This is a genomic window from Chitinophaga japonensis, assembly GCF_007830125.1.
Classification (GTDB): Bacteria; Bacteroidota; Bacteroidia; order Chitinophagales; family Chitinophagaceae; genus Chitinophaga; species Chitinophaga japonensis.
In genome coordinates, this window is the sequence record NZ_VLLG01000008.1 from 39,318 (window position 1) to 62,390 (window position 23,073).

The window sequence follows — 23,073 nt, forward strand, 5'->3', positions numbered from 1 at the left end:
AACTATGAAGCAATTCTTATCAGACGACTTTTTGTTACAAACGGAAACGGCTAAACGCTTATATCATGAGTATGCCAGCGGCATGCCCATCATCGATTATCATAACCACCTGCCGCCGGAAGACATTGCGGGCAACCGGCAGTTTGAGCACATGAGCGCCATGTGGCTGCAGGGCGACCATTACAAGTGGCGCGCCATGCGGGCCAATGGCGTGGCGGAGGAATATATTACCGGCAACGCAGATCATGTGACCAGGTTCAGGCATTGGGCGGCCACCGTACCTTATACCATGCGCAACCCGTTGTATCACTGGACGCATATGGAGCTGCTGAACCCATTTGGCGTAAAGCAGCAGTTGAACCCGGATACGGCAGATGCCATCTACGAGCATTGCAATGCTCAATTGCCGCAGTGGACCGCTCCAGCCTTGCTGGAGCATTTTAAAGTGGAAGCGCTCTGCACCACGGACGACCCGGCCGACAGCCTGGAGCATCATAAAGCGCTGCAGCAACAAAATTTTCCCATCAAGGTGCTGCCCACGTTCCGGCCCGACAGGTCCGTGGCGGTGGAAGATGCGGCCGCTTTTAACAGCTATATGGACAAGCTGGGCGCTGCTGCCAATGCAGACATCTACAGTTACCAGGCCCTGCTGGACGCCCTGCGCAGCCGGCATGATTATTTTCATGCGGCAGGCGGGCGCCTGTCTGACCACGGGATCAGCACCTTCTATGCTGTGAATTTTAAGCAGGGGAAGCTGGACGATATTTTTGCCAAATTACGTGCAGGCAAGAACGTGAGCCCGGAGGAAGCGCAGCAGTTCAGATCCGCCACCCTGCATACCATCTGCGAGTGGAACCATGAAAAAGGCTGGACCCAGCAATTCCACGTGGGCGCTATCCGTAACAATAACAGCCGCCTGGTGGGGCTGCTGGGAGCAGATGCCGGCGTGGATTCCATCGGCGACTGGCAGGTAGCGGAAGGCATGTCTGCTTTCCTGGATGGGCTGGACAAGCAGGATAAGCTGGCCAGGACCATAGTGTATAACCTGAACCCGGCTTATAACGAAGTATTTGCCACCATGGTGGGCAATTTCCAGGATGGCAGCATCCCCGGCAAAATGCAGTTTGGCTCCGGCTGGTGGTTCCTGGATCAGAAGGATGGCATGGAAAAACAGATGAACGCACTCAGCAATATGGGGCTGCTGAGCCGGTTTGTCGGCATGCTCACGGATTCCAGGAGCTTTCTTTCCTACTCCCGGCATGAATATTTCCGTCGTATTTTGTGTAACCTGATCGGTAATGATGTGGAAAACGGGGAATTACCCGCTGATATTAAATGGCTGGGTAAAATGGTGCAGGATATTTGCTACTATAATGCCAAGGCATATTTTAAGTTTTAAAAAGCCGGACGCTTAACGCCAACTGTTCAACACATAAGAGCAGCACGCGTTTGGCATTAAGCATTCAGCGTTAAGCATATTTTAGGATGAAGGCAGTAAAAGTTATATCGTACGGAGAAATATTGTTCCGGTTCTCACCGGAATGGGACCAGCAGCAGGCGGCCATGTACATAGGCGGCGCAGAGGCCAATGTAGCAGCCTCGCTGGCAGGCTGGGGCACGCCGGTAGCTTACATCAGCCGGGTGCCGGACAATGGGCTGTCCAGGCAGGCCCTGCAGCAACTGGAAAAGGCAGGTATTGTTACGGACCGTATGCTGTTGGGAGGCGACCGCATTGGCACCTACTACCTGGCGCAGGGCAGCGACCTCAAGCATGCGGAAGTGGTGTATGACCGCAGCTATTCCGCTTTCTGCGAGCTGAAGCCAGGCGCTACGGACTGGGATGCGCTGCTGGAAAACGCCACCTGGTTCCACTGGAGCGCTATTACGCCCGCATTGAGCGAGCAGGCGGCCAGGGTATGCCAGGAGGCCCTGGAAGCCGCATCCCGCAAGGGGCTTACCATTTCCACGGACCTGAATTACCGCAGCAAGCTCTGGCAGTACGCCAAGCCTTTTGCCGTTATGCCCGAGCTGGTGTCTTACTGCGATGTGGTGATGGGCAACATCTGGGCCGCGCACGATATGCTGGATACCAACCTGGACACCGTAGCATTGGAACAGAATAAGAAAGAGGTATACCTGGAGCAGGCCGAAAAGGTAGCCCGCGAAATAACGGAAAAGTATACACGCTGTAAGCACGTGGCGTTCACCTTTCGTTTTTCCGGCGCGCCCACGCATAACCTGTACTATGCCACCTATTACCATAACGGCCGGCAAACCGTGTCCCGGCAATATGAGACGGATGCCGTGGTGGACCGCGTGGGCAGTGGCGACAGCTTCATGGCCGGCCTGGTACACGGGCTGCTGGAAGGGTTTGATGCGCAGCAGGTGATCTCCTTCGCTGCCGCTGCCGCCTATTCCAAACTGTTTGTAAAAGGAGATTTTAATAAAACATCAAAAGCTGATATCTTAAAGCTCATTTAACAGCTTGTAAACCAGCGTAAAGAACTATGACGCCACAACCAGCAACTATCATAGCTGCTTTTGAACGCAGCCGCATGATACCGGTATTTTACAATGACGATGAGGCTACCTGCCTGCAGGTGCTGCAAACCTGCTATGATGCCGGTATAAGGGTATTTGAGTTTACCAACCGCGGAGAGCATGCGCGGCGCAATTTTGCCGCCATGCGCGACAAAAAGCTGGTGGACATGCCGGACCTGTACCTGGGTATCGGCACCATCAAGAATGCGGCAGATGCGGAAGTATATACCGGCATGGGCGCCGATTTTATTGTAAGCCCCATCATGGAAGAAGGCACCGCCGCGTATTGCCGTTCCGCCAACATCCTCTGGATACCCGGCTGCATGTCGCCTTCGGAAATAGCCGTGGCGGAAAAGCTGGAGGCCCCGCTGGTAAAGCTGTTCCCGGGTAATGTGCTGGGCCCCGGTTTTGTGAAGGCCGTAAAGCCGCTGTTCCCGCAGATCAGGTTTATGCCCACCGGCGGGGTAGAGCCCACGCAGGAAAGCATGCAGTCCTGGTTTGATGCCGGCGTGGTATGCGTAGGTATGGGCTCCAATTTGCTGTCCAAACAATTGATAGAAAGCCAGGATTGGGCGGCGCTGCAGACAAAAATTAAGCAAACGTTTGCATTACTGGCGAATGTGAAGTAAATTGAGCTAAATACTTTTTATAAATACCCGTTATGACTTCACCTCCCACTCAAGAAAAGACATTATCAGGCTTACAGCAGGCTGCGGGAAAGGTAGGCAAATACCGTTGGCGTATTCTCGCGCTGTTGTTTGTAGCCACCACCATTAACTATGTGGACCGCAGCATTATCGGCGTATTGGGCCCAACCCTGCAGAACCACGTTTTCCACTGGACCAATACAGAATATAGCAATATCAATTTTGCGTTCATGATCGCCTATGGCCTGGGCATGCTGCTGATGGGCGGCCTGGTAGACAGGGTAGGCACCAAGATCGGTTATGCGCTGTCCATCGGCATCTGGAGCATATTCAGCCTGTCACATGCACTGGTAACCAGGAGCATGGGCTGGATAGGATTTGCCGTAGCGCGCTTTGGCCTGGGCATTGGCGAGGCGGGCAACTTCCCTTCCTGTATCAAGACCGTGGCGGAATGGTTTCCCAAGAAAGAAAGGGCATTTGCTACCGGCATCTTTAATGCCGGCACCAATATAGGCGCCATACTGGCCCCGCTCATCATACCCCTGGTGGTGATGAATGACGGCACCAACTGGCAGTTCGCTTTTTGCATCACCTTTGTATTCAGCGCTATCTGGCTGGTGCTGTGGCTTACCACTTACCGCAAGCCGGAGGTGCACCCGAGGGTGGGCAAGGCCGAACTGGATCATATCCTCAGCGATACCACCGCCGAGAACAGCGAGCGCCTGCCCTGGAGGCGCGTGTTTGGCCTGAAAGAGACCTGGGCCTTCGCTATCCTGAAAACCACGGATGCCGTATGGTGGTTCTACCTGTTCTGGGGCGGTTTCTTCCTGCACGCGCAGTTTGGGCTGGAGCTGAAAGGGCTGGCGCTGCCCATGATCACCATTTACGTGATCTCCGATGTAGGCAGTATTGTAGGCGGCTGGCTGTCTTCCGCTTTTATTAAGAGAGGATGGTCTATCAATAAATCCCGTAAGGTAACCCTGCTGCTCTGCGCATTGCTGATACTGCCGGTGGCCTTTGCTACGCAAACGGACAACCAGTGGGTAGCGGTAGTATTAATAGGACTGGCTGCCGGCGGGCACCAGGCCTGGTCTGCCAATATCTTCACGGTGGTATCGGATGTGTTCCCGAAAAAAGCCACTGCCTCCGTAGTAGGCATTGGCGGCATGGTAGGCGCACTGGCCAGTGCAATGGCCAACCTGGGCCTGGGCCGGGTGCTGGACAGCAGCGGCAAGTCCGGTTATTTCTTTGCCTTCCTCATTGCCGGCTCGCTGTACCTGACCGTACTGCTGATCATCCACCTGATGATACCTAAAATGACGCCGCGGGACGAGCACCTGCGTTACGTGCACAAGTAACACATACATGTATAGATAGGAAACGAAAAATGCCGGAGCAGTTCCGGCATTTTTTTTATCTGTTAGCTTTTCAGTTACAAACTTACGCCCCGCTTCCAGGGAATGAAGTCGTCCTGGTGCAGTTGCTCGGCTTTGGTGGTGATCTCCCCGCTGGCCGTTTTGATCACGAATTCCAGTATGGCTTCTCCCATTTCCGCGATGCTTTTCTCCCCGCTGATAATGGGGCCGGTATTAATGTCAATGATGTCGGGCATGCGCTCTGCCAGGCGGGTATTGGTGGCCAGCTTTACTACCGGTGCTATCGGGTTGCCGGTGGGGGTGCCCAGCCCGGTGGTGAACAGCACGATGTTGGCGCCGGAACCTACTTCCGCGGATGTGGACTCCACGTCGTTGCCTGGTGTGCACAGCAGGTTCAGCCCGGTTTTGGTCACATACTCGGTATAGTCCAGCACATCCACTACCGGGGAAGTGCCCCCCTTTTTGGCTGCGCCGGCAGACTTGATGGCGTCCGTGATCAGGCCGTCCTTGATATTGCCGGGAGAAGGGTTCATGTAAAAACCGGACCCTACGGATTCCGCCCTGTTTTCGTAGGCGCGCATGATGCGGATGAATTTTTCCGCCGTGTTCTCTGATACGCAGCGGTTGATGATTTCCTGCTCTACCCCGCACAGCTCCGGGAATTCGGAGAGAATGGAGGTGCCGCCCAGCGCTACCAGCAGGTCGGAAGTGTGGCCCACGGCCGGGTTGGCGGAAATACCGGAGAACCCGTCGGAACCGCCGCACTCCAGCCCTATTACCAGCCTGGACAGGGGGGCGGGGCTGCGCTCCATTTTATTGGCTTCCACCAGCGCCAGGAAGGTTTCCTTAATGGCGGTGGACAGCATGTCGAATTCCGATTTGCTTTTCTGCTGCTCAAATACCAGCACCGGTTTGTCAAAAGCCGGGTTCAACTTCCGGAGCGCCGTCTGCAGGATGGACACCTGTGCATGCTGGCAGCCCAGGCTCAGTATGGTAGCGCCTGCCACGTTGGGATGGTGGATGTAGCCGGCCAGCAGCGCGCAGAGCGCTTCCGCATCCTGGCGGGTGCCGCCGCATCCTCCTTCGTGGGTCAGGAATTTGATGCCGTCTATATTGGTAAATACATTGTTACGTTTAGCCGTTTCTGTTACAGAAGGCGGCTGGTAGGTTTTGATCGCCTCCAGGTTGCCCTCCTTGTACAGGTTCACCAGGTCGCTTACCTGCTCGTTGTACATTTCCGGCGGGGCAAAGCCCAGTCCTTTTTCAAAGGCGGTTTTGATCACGCCTACGTTCCTGTTCTCGCAGAATACCATTGGTATCACCAGCCAGTAGTTGCGGGTGCCTACCTGCCCGTCCCTGCGGGCATAGCCCATAAAGGTGCGGTCTTTCCAGCGGCTTACGTCCGGTTTGTTCCATTGTTCGGACTTGTCTTTTTCATGGAAAGCGCTGGAATCGTGGCGTACATTGCCGGTGGTAATGATCTCTCCTTTAAAGATGGGCTCCGTTGCCTTGCCTACCAGTACGCCATACATCACAATCGGGTCACCGGTTTGCAGGTCGGTGAGCATGAATTTATGTTTAGCGGGAACGTCTTTTACCAGTGAAAGGGAAGTACCGTTGAACTGTACAGGCGTGCCCCCCGGAAGGTCCTGCAGGGCTACCAATACATTATCGTCAGGATGAATTTGCAGATACTTATTCATGATACTAAAGTATGGAATATATGATTTTGTTTTTAATACTATAATGTTAATCCTTGATAAGATTTTGACAGTTGACCTGCAAAGAAAGCAATAACCTGTTAATCCCCTCCATCTATTTATGCAAACGTTTGCAATATTCATTATTTACCGCTATCTTTCCATATATTTCAAAAAACTTCAGGGAATGAATATCAACGCAGAAACAAGGTATGCCAGCAGTCCGGAGGAAATAAAAAGCTGGACCACGGAACAAACGCGACAGGCGCTGCTGATAGAAAAGTTATTTGAAGCAGATGCCGTAAAGCTGGTATACAGCCACTATGACCGTTTTATTACCGGCGGTATTATGCCGGTGGGCAGGGAAGTGCCCCTGCAGCCGGTAGACCAGTTAAAGGCCGCATACTTCCTGGAGCGCAGGGAACTGGGTATTATCAATGTAGGCGGCGCCGGTACTGTAAAAGTAGATGGGGAAGTATTGGATATTAATTTCAAGGAAGCGCTGTATATAGGCCGGGGGAAGCAGGAAGTGATCTTCAGCAGTAAGGATGCGGCTGCGCCGGCTAAATTCTACCTTAACTCCACACCGGCCCATACCGGCTACCCCACCCGCCGCATTACCAAAAAGGAAGCGGAAGTGGTGACCCTGGGCGCACAGGAAACTTCCAACCATCGTACTATCAACAAGCTGATCGTGAACAGCGTGCTGCCTACCTGCCAGTTGCAGATGGGCATGACGGAGCTGCAGCCCGGTAATGTATGGAACACCATGCCGGCCCACACGCATGACCGGCGCATGGAAGTATACTTTTACTTTGAAGTGCCGCAGGGCCAGGCCGTGAGCCATTTCTGGGGACAGCCACAGGAAACCCGCCATATCTGGATGCAGAACGAGCAGGCCGTGATATCCCCGCCCTGGAGCATACACGCCGGCGCCGGCACCAGCAACTACACCTTTATATGGGGCATGGCCGGTGAGAACCTGGACTATGGAGATATGGACGGCTGCGCTATTACAGAACTACGCTAAACGCCGAATGCATAACGCGTAACGCATAATAAAGGAAGCGTTCAGCGTTTGGCATTCAGCATTCGGCATAAAAAATAAAAAATGGTATTGGATCAATTTAACCTGCAGGGAAAGACCGCACTGGTCACTGGTTGTAAAAGAGGCATCGGCATGGCCATGGCCGTGGCGCTGGCAGAGGCCGGGGCGGATATCATCGGGGTTTCCGCCTCGCTGGAGCCGGCCGGCAGCCAGGTGGAAAAAGCCGTGACTGCACTGGGCCGCCCCTTCCGGGGCTACCAGTGCGACTTTGCGGACCGTACCGCCCTGTATGCTTTTATAAAGCAGGTGCAGCAGGACGTTCCTGTTATAGATATACTGGTGAACAATGCCGGCACTATCATGCGCAAGCCGGCTGCAGAGCACCCGGACGAGTACTGGGACAACGTGATCAACACTAATCTCAATGCGCAGTTTATACTTACCCGTGAGATAGGGAAGGGCATGCTGGCCCGGGGCAGCGGAAAGGTGATCTTTACCGCCTCCCTGCTTACCTTCCAGGGGGGTATTAATGTGCCGGGATATGCGGCCAGCAAGGGCGCGGTAGGCTCCCTGGTAAAAGCCTTTGCCAATGAATGGGCGGCAAAGGGCGTGAACGTGAACGCCATCGCCCCCGGGTACATTGCAACGGACAATACCGCTGCCCTGCGCGCGGACGAGCAACGCAGCCGGTCCATCCTGGAACGCATACCGGCCGGCCGCTGGGGCGAGCCGGATGACTTTAAAGGACCAACGGTGTTCCTCGCGTCGGCGGCTTCGGATTATGTGCATGGCACGATCCTGACCGTGGATGGCGGCTGGATGGGCAGGTAGCAGCGCCCCCGGGTAGTTGGCAGTATGTAACTACAAAGCTACTTTTGTAACTTACTGACTGTAAACTGCTACTACCCACTGCAAAACAATTATATGGGCAAACGATCAGAAAAAACAATCGTGGATATCGCGGAAGAGCTGCAGCTCTCCGTGTCTACGGTTTCCCGGGCACTGAATGACCATCCTAACATCAGCGCCGCTACGAAGGAGAAAGTGCGAAAGATGGCGCGCAAGCTGGGATACCGGCCCAATGCGCTGGCAGCGGGATTGCGCAATAACAAAAGCAAAACGATAGGGTTGATCATACCGCGTATTTCCATGTTCTTCCCGGCAGCCATCAGTACCGTCATACAGAACAAGCTGCAGGAGCACGGCTATCACCTGATCATCTGCCAGTCCAATGACTCTTATGAGCAGGAGGTGGCCCTGGTCAATACCCTGTACTCTGCCCGGGTAGACGGCCTGGCGGTATCCACCACGCTGTTTACAACGGACTTTTCGCATTTTGATATTTTCAAGAACCATCATATCCCCCTCGTGTTCTTTGACCGTGTGCCGCTGGAGCACAATATGAAAGTGATAAAGGGGGATGATTTCCGCGGCGGCTTTACCGCTACGGAGCACCTGATCCTGAAGGGCTGTAAAGACATTGTGCATATTTCAGGACCGCTTACCTGCAGCCTGTATATTGAGCGGGTGGCCGGTTACAAGAGCGCCCTGCAGCAGTACAAGCTGCCATTCAAGAAATCGCGCATCTTTTACCAGGAGCTGAGCCGGGAAAATGCGCTGCGGGCCTGCGAGCAGATCTTTGCCCGTCCGCCCTACCCGGATGGCGTTTTTGCCGCCAATGACACTACGGCCATTACCATAATGGAGTATTGCCGCCAGCTAAACCTGCGGGTGCCGGAGGACATTAAGATCGTAGGGTATTCCAATGATCCGAGAAGCCAGATCATTACGCCCTCCATCACCTCTGTGGACCAGTACCCGGAAATGATGGGAGAGCGGGTGGTAGCGGCTCTGACAGAGCTGTTGCACACACCGCCGGCCGCCCAGCACCGCTATTCGCAGGAGATCATACCAATACAGTTGATAGAGCGGGCTTCCTCTGCGGGAGAAGAGGTGGTAAAAGCCCGGCCGGTAAAAAAACAAAAAAAGACCAAGTAAATATTCACGGATGCAAAAACTGAAACTATTGACCAGCGGTATCATGCTGGTATGCCTTGCCTGGGGCGTACAGGCCTATGGCCAGTCGGCCAAACCGGAGCTGACAAAGGCGGCCAACCATGCGCTGGACCGGGCCGTAAAGCAATACAAGCTGATGGCGCAGCACCTGCCGGATACGCTGCTGCCCCGCTCCACCAATCCTAAAGACGGCAGCCTGGTGACCTCCGGTTCCGGCTGGTGGTGCAGCGGCTTTTACCCCGGCACCCTCTGGTACCTGTACGAATATACGAAGGATGAAGCGCTGAAAGCAGAAGCGGAAAAGCGGCTGGCGCTGGTGAAGAAAGAGCAGCACAACACCGGCACCCACGACCTGGGCTTCATGATGTACAGCAGCTTTGGCAACGCGTACCGCCTCACCAAAGATCCCGCCTACAGGGAGGTGCTGCTGACCAGCGCCCGCTCCCTGTCCACCCGTTTCAATCCCACGGTGGGCTGCATCAAATCCTGGGACCACGGGAAGTGGCAATTCCCGGTGATCATTGACAACATGATGAACCTGGAGCTGCTGACCTGGGCCACTAAAACCAGCGGCGACCGCTCCTTTAAAAAGATCGCGGAAACGCATGCCAACACCACCATCAAAAATCATTTCCGGGAAGACTACAGCTCCTACCACGTAGTGGACTATGATCCCGCTAACGGCGCCGTGCTGGAAAAGGTGACCCACCAGGGCGCGGCCGACAACTCCGCCTGGGCGCGCGGGCAGGTATGGGGCCTGTACGGCTATACCATGATGTACCGGGAAACCAGGAACAAAGCTTACCTGGACCAGGCGAAACATATAGCGGACTTTGTGCTGAACCATCCCAACCTGCCAAAGGACATGGTGCCTTACTGGGACTTTAACGCTCCCGGCATTCCCGATGCGCCGCGCGACGCTTCTGCCGCTGCTGTTGCCGCATCGGCCCTGCTGGAGCTGAGCCGCTACGCTTCCGGCAAGGATGCCGCCCGATACTGGCAGGCAGCCGAGCAGATGCTGACCAGCCTTTGCAGCCCGGCCTACCTGGCGGCAGCGGGCACGAATAATGATTTTATCCTGATGCACAGCGTTGGTTCCTTCCCGCATCATTCCGAGGTGGACGTGCCGCTTACCTATGCGGATTATTATTTTGTGGAAGCGCTGTTGCGGTATAAGCAGTGGGCGAAATGAACAGGAGAGACTTTGTAAAAATAGCCGGCCTGGCCGGCGCCATACGGCCAGGCGATGTGGTGCTGCCGGCCGCCGCTGCCGCGCAGTATACGCCCGGCGAAACGGACCGTGCGTACTGGACCGCCCTGCTATCCCGCATTGCCACACCGGTATTGCTGCATTTGAGCAGGGGGCAGTTGAAACAGCACATGCCGACGGAAGTAGCGCCGCATTATGGCAAGCCTGTAGAAAAGGTCACCTACCTGGAAGCCTTTGGCCGCACCCTGGCCGGTATTGCACCCTGGCTGGAGCTGGGTGCGGATAGCACGGCAGAAGGGCAGGAGCGGCAGCGGCTGATACAGTACGCCCGGTCCGCCACGGCAAAGGCGGTGGACCCGGCCTCCCCGGATTACATGAACTTTACCGGGCAGCACGACGCGCAGCCCCTGGTGGACGGCGCTTTCCTGGCACATGCCTTTCTCCGTGCGCCGGAGCAGCTCTGGGCGCCCCTGCCGGTTACTGTGAAAGCACAGGTGGTGGCTGCGTTTAAAAGCCTGCGGAGCATTAAACCGTACTTCAGTAACTGGCTGCTGTTTGCCGCCATCATAGAGGCGGCGCTGCTGCAGTTTGGCGAAGAGTGGGACCCTATGCGGGTGGACTATGCTGTAAGGATGCACCAGGAATGGTATAAGGGAGATGGCGTGTACGGCGATGGCCCGCATTTTCATTTCGACTATTATAATGCATTTGTTATCCATCCCATGCTGGCGGATGTGCTGAAGGTGCTGGCCACCTATGGCAAGGCGCCGCAAAGGGAATACGAGCGGGAGCTGAAGCGTATGCAGCGCTATGGGGCGATACTGGAAAGGCTGATATCGCCGGAAGGCACTTTCCCGGTGGTGGGGCGTTCCATGCCTTACCGCAACGCCGTGTTCCAGCCCCTGGGACAACTGGCCCTGGAAGGCCGCCTGCCGGAGGAGTTGCAGCCGGCGCAGGTGCGTTGCGCCTTAACTGCGGTGATGAAGAACATTTTTGAAACACCCGGTACTTTTGATGGGCAGGGCTGGCTGCAGATCGGTTTCTGCGGTCATCAGCCGGAGATAGCAGACACCTATACTTCTACCGGCAGCCTGTACCTGTGCACTACCGGTTTCCTGGCGCTGGGCTTGCCTGCGGCGCATTCCTTCTGGACTGCCGCCCCGCAGGAATGGACCGCGCAGAAAGTATGGAAAGGCCAGCGGGTAGCAGGAGATCACGCCATGGATGAATAGGAGGTAGGAAGTAAGATATAGGAAGTAGGAAAATAAGGCCGGTATCATACCTCATACATCGTACTTCCTAATTCGTAATATCAATCAGCCCGTATTTAATTCCAAAAATGACCAGACCTACCCTTGTTTTCACTTTCAGCTTTTCGCAAAGGCTGCTTTTGTAATCGTCAATGGTGCGCGGGCTTACGTACATTTTCTGTGCGATCTCCTTATAGGAAAGCTCCGTGCACAGCAGTTGCAGGAAATATTTTTCCTTGGGCGTAAGGTCTATTTTCTCACTTACGGACAGCACATCTCTCTGCAGGCCGGAGATCACTTTGCCGGAAATATAGTCGGGCAGGTAAAAATCCTTTTTAATGATGGAATCAAAAGCGTCCCGCAGGTCGTCCGGTTCTACATTTTTCATGATGTAACCTTTAGCCCCGGATTTCAGCATTTTAATGATCACGGATTCATCGTTGAGCATGGACAGTGCCAGCACTTTGATCTGCGGGAAGTGGTTGTTGATCCAGGTAGCCGTCTCATAGCCGTTCATACCGGGCATGTTCACATCCAGTATCAGAATATCAGGTAATTGTATTTCACGGCTGTTGATGATCTTTATCACCTCTTCGCCGTTGCTGGCTTCAAACAGCATGAAATAATCACTGAACGTATTAATCAGCCGGCCAAGCGCTTTACGTACCAGCACATGGTCATCGGCAATCGCCACACTATATTTGGCTTTCTTCGTGGTGCTCATGGAACGAGTGTTTATTTACGGGTATGGTTATACGAATAGTGGTTCCGCCATTCTTTATACTATTGATGATACAGGTACCTCCGATAAGGGTGGCTCGTTTACGGATATTTCTGAGCCCTAAGCCCTTGGACTGTTCTTTCCCGAGCAGGGCGCCGGGGTCGAACCCGATCCCGTTATCCCTGATCTCCAGGACAATGGTCTCGTAGTCATGGGTTAAAGATACTTCCAGTTCACTGGCCCGGGCATGCTTCACAATATTGTTCAGCATTTCCTGTACGATCCTGAACAGGATGGTTTCCGTCTGGTGGTCCATCAGGTTCCGGACATCCGTAAAATTAAAGGAAGTTTTGTACAAATTGGTCCTTTCCAGCCGCTGCAGCTCAAATTCAATTGATTTTGCCAGCCCGATTTCCGTAATACGTTCCGTTTGCAGGCCTTTGGAAAGGTCCCGCAGCTCGGCAATGGCCTTCTGCAGCATTTTGCGGCTCTCCTCGATATACAGGTGCGCCTCGCTGCCATTGTCTACCGGTACGGTCAGCAGGGAGAGGGACACAAAGGTGAGCGATTGGCCAATGTTGTCATGGATCTCCTGGGAGAGGTTGCCGAATATGTTTTCCTGTATTTCCAGTTGTGTCCTTAACAGTTCCTGCTCATATTTTTCTTTCATCAAACGCAACTCCTGCACCTGTGCCAGGCGGCTTTTCTGGTTCAGGATCAGCATGATGATGATGAACCCTACCAGGAAAAGCAGCAGGATGGTGGTGGTGATGATTACGATGGCAACTTCCGGAAATTCAGACTGCATAGCGATGATATACAATACAATGAATAAAGAATGATATTGATGATGGCATTTATATTAAAGAACGTTTTATAGGCATATTGCGGGATATTGGAGATAAAATTTACGATCCCCAGGTACGGCACGCTGATGGAGTTAAAGAAAAGCAGTCCGGTGGCGATCCAGAAGGACGGGTCCCTGAGCAGGTTCTGCCTGCCGGGGTATTTAATGCGCTGGTAAAAATAACAGATACAGCATATCACTACCATAACGGCCCCTACAATATAGCTATAAGTGGCGAAATGCTGCAGGCTCTTTTGTATAAAACCGATATTGATCAGCGCGATGAAGGGGTAGGCCAGCATCAGCCAGCCGAACACCTGTTTGGCCTTTCCTTCTAGCAGGAAGGAGCGTAAGAGGTAAATGGAGTACGTAATATTAATGATGCCATACAGGTTATAGAACGTCAGGTTATTCCTCCCGTGAATGGTGTACCACCACCCGATGGATTCCACTACCAGGGTCAGGATCATATAAAGTGTGAAAAGTTTCAGATAGGCGGGGGGCTGTTTTTTTGCGAGGGATACCAGGCTGATAACAACACAGAGCGAGATGACGATAATATAAAAGGGAACTGGGTAAGAGAGATCTAGTAATAAAAGCGGGCGCATATCAATAGTTAAATACGGGGTCAAATTAGGAAACTCGGCGGAATTACCGGCATGCCTCAAAAAAAACTGCCAGACAAGCGCTTTGTCTGGCAGTTCAGGCGTAGAAATAAGTTGCGATTGTTCACGATTGTTTTGCGATGATGAATGTCGGCGTATCTTTCGTCGTACCGCCGCCACCAGGGCAGGTTGGAGGGCATATGCTGCCAAAGTTGAAAGCTACCACTTCCGGTCCTTTGGGTGTGGAAACATACAGGTCTTTATTTTCGGTTTTGCCCGTTTGGCTCTGCTTTTGCTGCGTAGCTACGAACACAATGGTCTGACGGCCCTCCAGCAGTATATTATCAGGGTATGTGGACGGATAAGCGCCAAAGTACACGCGCACGCCATCGGCGCCGGCTTCTGCAGCGGTTTCCAGGTATTGCTTCAGTTCATCCAGGCTGTACCAAACACTTAATGAGTCGGGTTTACCGAGATGTTTTGAGTTCTCAATCCATCTTTCCTGACGATAATTCTCGCGGAGTTCATTCACGTGACGAGCATCCACGAACTTGCCCGCTTTATTGATTTGTTTAGTAGAGGACATAATCGGAAAATTTTAGGTTTAATGATCAAATAACTCCCTAAAGCTAGCTTCAAATTTTATATTAGGTTATTTATAAATTATTTATTTACATTAGATAATAAATTACCTAAATTTATAATATTGCTATAATCATGTCATATTGAATTTTTATTAATATAAAAACCGTCTTTTTCGGCAAAATTTATGAATAATCACGCAGCAAAAACTGCGTAAATCCCGGTATGTTTTAACCGTTATTTGTACATTACTTTTTTATGCAGGCCTGCAAAAAAAGAAATTTACAGAGGGAAAGCTGCTTGTCCATACCCCTGGTTCCCGTATATATAAAAGCACATTATAAAGTCCGGCAAATCACGGGGGTTATTGCACCGTGATTTACGAAGTTGTTATCTGCGTACTTATACGTTTTAAACTCAGCGCATTACCGGTTTTTTTCTCACAGATTACTTCCAAATATATGCTCGTTGCCGTTAGTACAGACCTTGTAAAATACCGGCTAACATCGGCTGGTAAACGGTTTGAGCCATACAGTCCATTCCCCGTTATTTACCCGTACCCATTCTCAAGATAACTTTTTTACGGCAGGTAAAGTTTCCGTTTAGAAGGGATTAACCCTTTTTTATTGAATTGATTTCGATAATTTGAACCTGCAATTGAAACACAAATGCAACCTTCAATATCCATTGTAAATATACCCTGATAAGTTTTTGTACTCTTGTGAAAACCCAATTGTATTGTCCCCCCCAAAGTACCATAATTGGCCTGTTGTTTAGCAGGCCTTTTCTTTTTTCCGCCCACTCGTCCCGGGATATACTATATGGTTTGATTTTCAATGATTTAATGCGATCGTGAAATGCTTTAGCGCATCCAGGTCATGAAAAAAGCGGAATACGATCACTGCCGTCTCCTTTGCTTTCCGTGCCGGGCCTACGTAGCAGATCTCCGTTTCACCCGCCGTCACCCAAAAGTGATGGGTGCTCACCGTTTTACCTTCCATACTGCCCAGTCCAATATTCGGCTCCCCGTAGAGCTGGCTTAAACGGCCCGCCATGTGATGGTCGGCCCGCAGGGGATAGAGGAATATGCTGTTGATGAAGCCCGCTTCATTAATGCTGGCCAGCAGGTAACGGATATCTATCGTTCCATGTTGATGCTCCAGCCGGCCTTTGAGCGGACCGTTGTAGATGTAGAACAATTTCCTGTCAGGCAGCACCATAAAGTGATGCCTGTCCGGGGAAGCGCCCAGCGGTACCAGGCCCGCAATATTTTGCGGCTGTTTTCCAAGCTGTATAGCGCCTATGCCCAGCATGTGAAAAAGATGATCCTGCTCAGTAGGAGGCACCTGCATACCATAAATGTAAGCAACTTATGCAGGCCATGCACAGCACGGGGGCGGAGAAGATGTGTAAGGGGTACGCAATAGAAAAGACCTGCCAGGGTTTAAAAAACCTGGCAGGTCTTTAATAATCATTTTTATTGATAGTTCTTTTTAGCCGGCTTCGGTCCCATGTAAAAAGTAAGCTCGCCACCGTTCATAATGTCCGCATGGGTGATAAACGGGTGCGCCAGGGCCTGCCCGTTCAGCAGCACTTTTTGTACATACACATTTTTGTCGCCCTGGTTTTTTACATCCACCGTAAAGGTCTTACCATTCTCCAGTTGCAGTTGCGCATGCTCAATGGCCGGGCTGCCCAGCGCATACTGGTCGGAGCCGGGGCATACCGGGTAAAATCCCAGCGTGGTAAAAATATACCAGGCGCTCATCTGGCCGCAGTCGTCATTCCCACCCAGGCCGTCCGGCGCCGGCTTGTACATTTTCTTCAGTATCATCCGCACCCGTTCCTGCGTTTTCCAGGGCGCCCGGGTCCAGTTATAGAGGTAGGCCACGTGGTGGGAAGGCTCATTGCCATGCACATAGTTGCCGATGATGCCATCGCGGGTAATGTCTTCCGTTTCCGCGAAGAACGCATCCGGCAGGTGCATGGTGAAGAGGGAGTCTAGGTGTTGTACAAACTGCTGCTGCCCGCCCATCATATTGATCATATCCGCAGGATACTGCGGCACATACAGGCTGTAGTTCCAGGCATTGCCCTCAATGAAGCCCTGCCCGTGGGTAGACAGCACGTCAAAGTCCTTGCGGAAGCTGCCGTCGCTCATTTTCGGACGCATGAAACCCGTGGACGCATCATACACATTTTTATAATAAAGGGAACGTTTGATGAACTCCCCGTAAATGTCGGGTCGGTTCAGCTTTTTGGCCATCTGCGCAATGCACCAGTCGTCATACGCATACTCCAGGGTTTTGGATACGGAAGAAGAATTTTTATCCTCCGGCACATAGCCGTACTGCATGTAATAGGCCAGCCCGTCATAAGGTTTGTAACGCGCCGTCTGTACGCAGGCCTCCAGTGCACGGTTGGCGTCAAAGGGCGCATTGCCCTTTATCACGGCATCCGCTATCACGGACACGCTGTGGTAGCCCGTCATGCACCAGTTTTCATTTGCATAATGCGACCATACCGGCAGCATTTTATGTACGCTCTGGTCGTAGTGCGCCAGCATGGACTGCACCATATCCGCATTGCGCTTCGGCTGTATAATATTAAATAAGGGATGCAGCGCGCGGTAGGTGTCCCACAGGGAGAAGGTGGTGTAGTTGGTAAAGCCCTTCGCCACATGGTTGTTCTGGTCCAGCCCGCGGTAAGCGCCGTCCACATCCATATAGGTAGTAGGACCGAGGAAAGCATGGTACATGGCTGTGTAGAAATTTACCCGCTCGTCGGCATCCGGTGTGGAGATGGCGATCTTCTGCAGTTCCCTGTTCCATAATTGTTGTCCCTGCTGCCTCACCGCATCAAAATCCCAGTGCGGTATTTCCGCGCGCAGGTTGCGCAGTGCGCCTTCCGTGCTGACGGACGACAGGGCGAATTTGATCTTGATCTTTTCGCCGGCCGTTGTCTTGAAATCAAACCAGGCCCTGATCTGCCGGCCGGCCATTTCCGGGAAATTGTGCTGCTGGTCGAACTTGCGCCAGAAGCCTTTGTACACGTCATTGGCATAATTCATATGCCCGTACTGTGTAAAGGGCTTGGAAAAGGCCATGGCAAAATATACCGTACGGGTACGCGCCCAGCCGTTGGTTTGCCGGTAGCCCGTGATCAGCGTATCATTCTCCACCCGTACAAAGGTCCACACGTTCTTGTTCGCATAATTATAAATACCTGCCATCAGGTCCAGGATGATGTGCGCCTGGTCAGTCTGCGGGAAAGTGTACTGGTGAAAGCCCACGCGGTTGGTGGCCGTCAGCTCCGCCAGTATATCATATTCATCCAGCTTTACTTTATAGTAATCCGGTTCCGCTACCTCGTTCTGGTGGGAGAAGGTGGACCGGTAGCCGCTTTCCGGGTGTGTAGCCGTACCGGGGTTGAGCTGCAGCGGCCCCGTGGTGGGCATAATGAGAAAATCGCCCAGGTCGGAGTGGCCGGTGCCGCTGAAATGCGTATGACTGAAGCCGGTGATGGTCTTGTCGTCATACTGGTAGCCGGCGCAATACTTATATACATCCGGGTTGTACCGCCCGTTCATTTCAGCCGTTGGCGTTTTATTTTTATCTGTCGGCTGGAACTGCGTTTCATAGGGGATCGTATCTGTGTCCGGGCTTAGCTGCACCATGCCAAAGGGAACGGTGGCGCCGGGATAGGTATGCCCCATTTTCTGTGTACCGATAATGGGCTTTACATATTGTGTAAGATCTGTAGCCGGCCCTGTTTGCCCGAATACCGGCAGGCAGGCGCCGCAGAGAACATAAAGGAATAATTGCTTCATTTTCCGAAATACGATTAGTTCGTTGATCAAGTAGAAATAAAGATAAAACGTTTTAGCTACCCGTGGGAATAAATTTGATGTATTTCCTGCTTCCTCCTTCCTACTAGTATAGTGTAGTATAGTTAAGATATTTATTATCTTGCCGGTAGTAAATGATTTCCACTTATGAACCGGTTGTTTAGCGTACTCTGCTCCTTTTGTATTTTCCTTGTTTTACCTGTTATATTAAAGTCCCAGGAGAAGGGGCTTGTCAATACCACGCACAGCGCCTTTGCGCCCCTGGGTAGCGTGGACATAGGCGCGGTGCGCTGGACCAATGGCTTCTGGGCAGAGCGTTTTGCCCTGTGCCGGGATGCCATGGTGCCGCATCTGTGGCAAACCTATATGGACCCGCAGCTAAGCCATGCCTTTAAGAACTTTGAGATCGCTGCCGGGCGGGATACCGGCTCCCATGCAGGGCCGCCTTTTCATGACGGCGATTTTTACAAGCTGCTGGAAGCAGTGGCTACCCTATATGCCGTTACCCGGGACAAAAAATGGGACGCGCTCATGGATAGCGTGATCCCCGTGATTGCCGCATCGCAGCGGGCAGACGGGTATATTCATACCCCGGTCATGATCGCACAGCGGCATAACAGATCCGGGGTGAAGGAATTTGAGGACCGCCTGAATTTTGAGACCTATAATATGGGCCACCTCATGACGGCTGCCTGCGTACATTACCGTGCTACCGGTAAAACTACCCTGCTGCAGCTTGCGGAAAAGGCGGCGGATTACCTGGCCCGTTTTTATGAAACGGCCTCCCCCGAACTGGCCCGCAATGCCATCTGTCCCTCGCATTACATGGGCGTGGTGGAACTGTACCGCACCACCGGGAACCCGGCCTACCTGCAACTGGCAAAGAACCTGGTCGATATCCGCGGCTTTGTACAGGATGGTACGGACCATAACCAGGACCGTATTCCTTTCCGCCGGCAAACTACCGCGGTAGGCCATGCCGTGCGCGCCAATTACCTGTATGCCGGCGTGGCGGATGTGTATGCGGAAACAGGCGATGACTCCCTGCTGACGGCGCTGAACAAAATATGGGAAGATGTGGCCTACCGGAAAATGTATATTACCGGCGCCTGTGGCGCGCTGTATGATGGCGTTTCGCCGGACGGCACTTCCTACAGCCCGCCGGAGATACAGCAGGTGCACCAGGCTTATGGCCGGGCCTACCAGTTGCCCAATATGACGGCGCACAACGAGACCTGCGCCAACATTGGCCATGTGCTGTGGAACTGGCGCATGCTGCAGGTAAGCGGCGATGCGCGGTACGCGGACGCGCTGGAGCTGACCCTGTACAACAGCGTGCTGTCCGGCATCAGCCTGGACGGGGACCGTTTTTGCTATACCAACCCGCTCAGCGCATCGGGCAGGTTTCCATACCACCTGCGCTGGTCCGGCGGGCGCGTGCGGTACATTGCATTGTCCAACTGTTGCCCGCCCAATACCGTGCGCACCATTGCCGAAGCGGGTAGCTACGCCTACAGCATTTCCGATAAGGGACTGTGGGTGCACCTGTATGGCAGCAACCAGTTGTCCACCCGCCTGAAGAACGGGGCCGCCCTGCAACTGTCGCAGGTCACCAATTATCCCTGGGACGGAAAGATCACGCTGACCCTGCAGGAGACTGCCGCTGATGCGTTCACCGTGTTCCTGCGCATCCCGGGCTGGAGCAGGAACGCCAGCATCCTGGTGAACGGGAAGCCGGCCGGTGTGGCTGCTGTGCCGGGGCGGTATGCCGCCGTGCACCGCCGCTGGGCAAAGGGTGATGTGATCACACTGCAGTTGCCGATGCCTGTCACCTTCATGGAAAGCAACCCGCTGGTAGAGGCCACCCGCAACCAGGTAGCGGTAAAACGCGGCCCCATTGTATATTGCCTGGAAGCTGCGGACCTTCCCAAAGGCGCCGATCTTTTTGATGTGGTAATGCCGGATAATGCCGGCCTGCGGCCGGCGCCCATGGAGATAGACAACAGCCGCTTCATGGCGCTGAAGGGAACGGCGCTGCTCCGCAGGGACAGTGGCTGGCAAAACACCCTGTACCGGGAAGCGGCCGTGCACGATACCCGCCCGCTGCAGGTGACGTTAATACCCTACTATGCCTGGGGGAACAGGGGACAATCTGACATGGCCGTATGGGTTCCGAAATATTTTCAATATTTTGGAGCGCAAATGCAACAAGAGTGAGCAGGCCTATTTTAGTGATCAAGTTCGGATCGGCATCTATTACCCGTGAAAATGGAGAGCTGGATGAATCAATTATGGCGGCCATTGCCGCCCAGGTAGCCGCATTGCATACCAGGTACAACATGGTGCTGGTGTCGTCCGGCGCTGTGGCGGCCGGCAGGAAATACCTGCTGCAGTACAATGGCACCATCAGCGAGCGCAAGGCCGCCGCAGCTATCGGCAATCCTTTATTGCTCAATAAATACGCGGAATATTTTGCACCATATGGTATTGCCATTGCACAAAGCCTGTGCGAGCGCCGGCATTTCAGCAACCGCAGCCAGTTCCTGCAATTGAAGAAAACGTATGAAGAATTGTGGGCCAGCAACATTATACCCGTGGCCAATGAAAATGACGTGGTCAGCGACCTGGAGCTGAAATTTTCCGATAACGATGAACTGGCAACGCTCATCGCCGTGGGCTTTGGTGCATCGGCCCTGCTGTTCAGCACTTCCGTGGGCGGCGTGCTGGACCGGGAAGGGAAGATCGTGCCGGAGATACCGGAAATAAATGAAGCCGTGTTTGCGCTGGCGGATACCAGAAAGTCCAGCACGGGCCTGGGCGGCATGGTGTCCAAGCTGACCTTTGCACGCCTGGCCACCCGCATGGGCATTAAGGTGGTGATCTTCGGGATACATGCCGCCAATGGCATCCCGGATGCGCTGGAAGGCAAAACAGGCACCTTATGCCTGCCGCAGCCCTGCAGCATGCCGGCCCGCAAGAAATGGCTGGCCAGCGGCAGCCTGGTGACCGGCCGCCTGCAGGTGGATGCCGGCGCGCAAAAGGCGCTGGAAAAAAGGCGCAGCCTGCTGGCAGTAGGGGTAAAGGCGGTGCTGGAAGCATTTTCCAGCGGCGAAGTAGTGGAGATTGTAAATGAAAAGGACGAGGCCATTGCGGTAGCCCGCGCAAAAGTATCCTCTGACACCCTGGCCGTTTATAAAAAAGCGCAGAACGTGGAAATTGCGCACGCTGATGATATAGTGCTATTGTAATTTAAGTGTAAAGTATATGAAGCAGGAAGTAAGATGTAGGAAATAAGATGGAGTCCCATATTCAGGGCCTTATTTCATACCTCCTGCTTCCTGCGTCTTACATCTTACTTCTATGGAGTCTATACTACCTTTACTCGAACAGGCCCAACTGGCGTCCGGCGCTATCCGTGCGCTGGCCGACCAGCAAAAGCAGCAATTGCTGGAGCGGCTGGCCGTTGTTTTAACGGAACATACCCCGGCAATTATTGCCGCCAATTATAAGGACCTGGAGCGCATGCCGGACAGCGATCCCAAGAAGGACCGCCTGCTGCTGAACGATGCGCGCATACAGCAACTGGCAGGCAGCCTGCAGGATATTGCCCGGCTGCCGGACCCCTCCAATAAGCTGCTGCTGGAGAAAACGCTGGACAACGGCCTGCTGGTGCAAAAGCGCACGGCGCCGCTGGGTGTGGTAGGGGTGATCTATGAGTCCCGGCCTAACGTAACAGTGGATGTAGCGGCTTTGTGCATACGCTCCGGCAATGCCTGCGTGTTGCGTGGCGGATCGGACGCTTATTATACCAATACCTGCCTGGTGGAGCTGGTACAGCAGGTGCTGCAGGAGTATAAGCTGCCCGCAGCAGTGGTGCAGTTGCTGCCCACAGACCGCAACCTGGTAACGGAGTTGCTGACGGCGGTAAAGTATGTGGATATTATCATACCCCGCGGCTCCCAGCAGTTGATAGATTTTGTGCGCGATAATGCCCGTGTGCCGGTGATCGAGACCGGCGCCGGCGTGTGCCATACTTACGTGGAGCGCAGCGCCGACCTGCGGCAGGCCAGCGCTATTGTTACCAACGCCAAGGTGTCGCGCCCTTCCGTTTGTAACGCGCTGGATACCGTGCTGGTGGACAGCGCCGTGGCAAAGGATTTCCTCTCCCTGCTGGCGCCTTCCTTACAGGCTTACCAGGTGGAGATATTTGCGGATGAACAGGCGTACCCCTTACTGGCGGCGGCAGGTTACCCGTACCTGCAGCATGCCACGCCCGAAGATTTTGGCCGGGAGTTCCTGGACTTTAAATGTTCCGTGAAAGTGGTGAACAATGCAACGGAAGCGCTGAACCATATACGCCGCTATTCCTCCAAACACTCCGAAGCCATTGTGACCGCCGATGCAGCCATCAGTGAACGCTTCCTGAACGAGGTGGACGCAGCCGCTGTATACGTGAACGCCTCCACCCGCTTTACAGACGGCGGCGTGTTCGGGCTGGGAGCGGAGATCGGCATATCCACCCAAAAGCTGCATGCCCGCGGGCCTTTTGCCCTCGAAAAGCTCGTAACGGAAAAGTGGTTTGTGTACGGGCAGGGACAGGTAAGAGAATAGCAGGTCCTTAAAATATACCGGGCACAGCCGAACCTTTTACCTTTCCATTTTGTTTTTACCTGCAATAAAACT

19 protein-coding genes are annotated in these 23,073 nt (G+C 53.5%); 12 read left to right on the plus strand and 7 right to left on the minus strand.

All coding sequences use genetic code 11. The annotated features are described in order from the left end of the window. The first annotated feature begins 4 nt into the window (after positions 1-4). The 4 genes from uxaC (at position 5) to LX66_RS27185 (ending at position 4,546) form a co-directional block, all read left to right on the plus strand. Positions 5-1,399, plus strand: a complete 1,395-nt coding sequence (uxaC, locus tag LX66_RS27170; protein WP_145719419.1) for a glucuronate isomerase — start codon at positions 5-7, stop codon at positions 1,397-1,399. A gap of 86 nt (positions 1,400-1,485) precedes the next feature. Further along, the gene (locus LX66_RS27175; protein ID WP_145719421.1) at positions 1,486-2,481 is read left to right on the plus strand and encodes a sugar kinase; all 996 of its coding nucleotides are present in this window, start codon (positions 1,486-1,488) and stop codon (positions 2,479-2,481) included. 26 nt (positions 2,482-2,507) lie between these two features. Then, entirely contained in the window at positions 2,508-3,170 is a 663-nt protein-coding gene (locus LX66_RS27180; RefSeq protein WP_145719423.1) for a beta/alpha barrel domain-containing protein, read from the plus strand. Positions 3,171-3,202: 32 nt separating this feature from the next. Next, positions 3,203-4,546, plus strand: coding sequence for an MFS transporter (locus LX66_RS27185; RefSeq protein WP_145719425.1), 1,344 nt, complete (start codon positions 3,203-3,205; stop codon positions 4,544-4,546). A 74-nt stretch (positions 4,547-4,620) separates the two neighbouring features. Here the strand turns inward: LX66_RS27185 and LX66_RS27190 are convergent, their stop codons facing one another. Further along, complete coding sequence (locus LX66_RS27190; RefSeq protein WP_145719427.1) at positions 4,621-6,267, minus strand: UxaA family hydrolase; 1,647 nt, start codon at positions 6,265-6,267, stop codon at positions 4,621-4,623. 184 nt (positions 6,268-6,451) lie between these two features. Between LX66_RS27190 and kduI the strand changes: the two genes are divergently transcribed. The 5 genes from kduI to LX66_RS27215 all read left to right on the plus strand — a co-directional run bounded on the left by kduI (position 6,452) and on the right by LX66_RS27215 (position 11,770). Then, complete coding sequence (gene kduI / locus LX66_RS27195) at positions 6,452-7,294, plus strand: 5-dehydro-4-deoxy-D-glucuronate isomerase (RefSeq protein WP_145719429.1); 843 nt, start codon at positions 6,452-6,454, stop codon at positions 7,292-7,294. An 81-nt stretch (positions 7,295-7,375) separates the two neighbouring features. Beyond that, on the plus strand, positions 7,376-8,143 hold the full coding sequence (locus LX66_RS27200) for an SDR family oxidoreductase (protein WP_145719431.1): 768 nt from the start codon (positions 7,376-7,378) through the stop codon (positions 8,141-8,143). 93 nt (positions 8,144-8,236) lie between these two features. Then, positions 8,237-9,310 (plus strand): LacI family DNA-binding transcriptional regulator, encoded by a 1,074-nt coding sequence (locus LX66_RS27205; RefSeq protein ID WP_145719432.1) that lies wholly within the window; start codon positions 8,237-8,239, stop codon positions 9,308-9,310. Positions 9,311-9,320: 10 nt separating this feature from the next. After that, positions 9,321-10,520 carry a glycoside hydrolase family protein gene (locus LX66_RS27210; RefSeq protein WP_211366597.1) on the plus strand — a complete coding sequence of 400 codons (1,200 nt, stop codon included), beginning with the start codon at positions 9,321-9,323 and terminating at the stop codon, positions 10,518-10,520. Beyond that, complete coding sequence (locus tag LX66_RS27215) at positions 10,517-11,770, plus strand: DUF2264 domain-containing protein (RefSeq protein ID WP_145719433.1); 1,254 nt, start codon at positions 10,517-10,519, stop codon at positions 11,768-11,770. Before LX66_RS27210 ends, LX66_RS27215 begins: the two co-directional genes overlap by 4 nt. A 67-nt stretch (positions 11,771-11,837) precedes the next feature. On the opposite strand, the gene LX66_RS27220 is transcribed toward LX66_RS27215, so the two are convergent. The 6 genes from LX66_RS27220 to LX66_RS27245 all read right to left on the minus strand — a co-directional run bounded on the left by LX66_RS27220 (position 11,838) and on the right by LX66_RS27245 (position 18,372). Beyond that, on the minus strand, positions 11,838-12,512 hold the full coding sequence (locus LX66_RS27220; protein WP_145719434.1) for a response regulator transcription factor: 675 nt from the start codon (positions 12,510-12,512) through the stop codon (positions 11,838-11,840). After that, positions 12,484-13,317 carry a sensor histidine kinase gene (locus tag LX66_RS27225; protein ID WP_145719435.1) on the minus strand — a complete coding sequence of 278 codons (834 nt, stop codon included), beginning with the start codon at positions 13,315-13,317 and terminating at the stop codon, positions 12,484-12,486. Before LX66_RS27225 ends, LX66_RS27220 begins: the two co-directional genes overlap by 29 nt. After that, positions 13,284-13,826: a hypothetical protein gene (locus LX66_RS27230; protein ID WP_145719437.1), complete on the minus strand. Its 543-nt coding sequence runs from the start codon at positions 13,824-13,826 to the stop codon at positions 13,284-13,286. The genes LX66_RS27225 and LX66_RS27230 overlap by 34 nt, the downstream gene beginning before the upstream one ends. Before the next feature lie 259 nt (positions 13,827-14,085). Next, entirely contained in the window at positions 14,086-14,547 is a 462-nt protein-coding gene (locus LX66_RS27235) for a hypothetical protein (protein WP_145719438.1), read from the minus strand. Positions 14,548-15,376: 829 nt separating this feature from the next. After that, positions 15,377-15,895, minus strand: coding sequence for a hypothetical protein (locus tag LX66_RS27240; RefSeq protein ID WP_145719439.1), 519 nt, complete (start codon positions 15,893-15,895; stop codon positions 15,377-15,379). Between the two features lie 125 nt (positions 15,896-16,020). Next, positions 16,021-18,372: a GH92 family glycosyl hydrolase gene (locus tag LX66_RS27245; protein ID WP_145719441.1), complete on the minus strand. Its 2,352-nt coding sequence runs from the start codon at positions 18,370-18,372 to the stop codon at positions 16,021-16,023. Positions 18,373-18,537: 165 nt separating this feature from the next. Between LX66_RS27245 and LX66_RS27250 the strand changes: the two genes are divergently transcribed. From LX66_RS27250 to LX66_RS27260, 3 genes are all read left to right on the plus strand, one after another. Continuing rightward, a complete protein-coding gene (locus tag LX66_RS27250; protein ID WP_145719443.1) occupies positions 18,538-20,607 on the plus strand; it encodes an aceric acid hydrolase in 2,070 nt (689 codons plus the stop codon). Then, positions 20,604-21,638 carry a glutamate 5-kinase gene (gene proB, locus LX66_RS27255; protein ID WP_145719445.1) on the plus strand — a complete coding sequence of 345 codons (1,035 nt, stop codon included), beginning with the start codon at positions 20,604-20,606 and terminating at the stop codon, positions 21,636-21,638. Before LX66_RS27250 ends, proB begins: the two co-directional genes overlap by 4 nt. A gap of 112 nt (positions 21,639-21,750) precedes the next feature. Beyond that, the gene (locus tag LX66_RS27260; protein WP_145719447.1) at positions 21,751-23,001 is read left to right on the plus strand and encodes a glutamate-5-semialdehyde dehydrogenase; all 1,251 of its coding nucleotides are present in this window, start codon (positions 21,751-21,753) and stop codon (positions 22,999-23,001) included. Positions 23,002-23,073 lie beyond the last annotated feature (72 nt).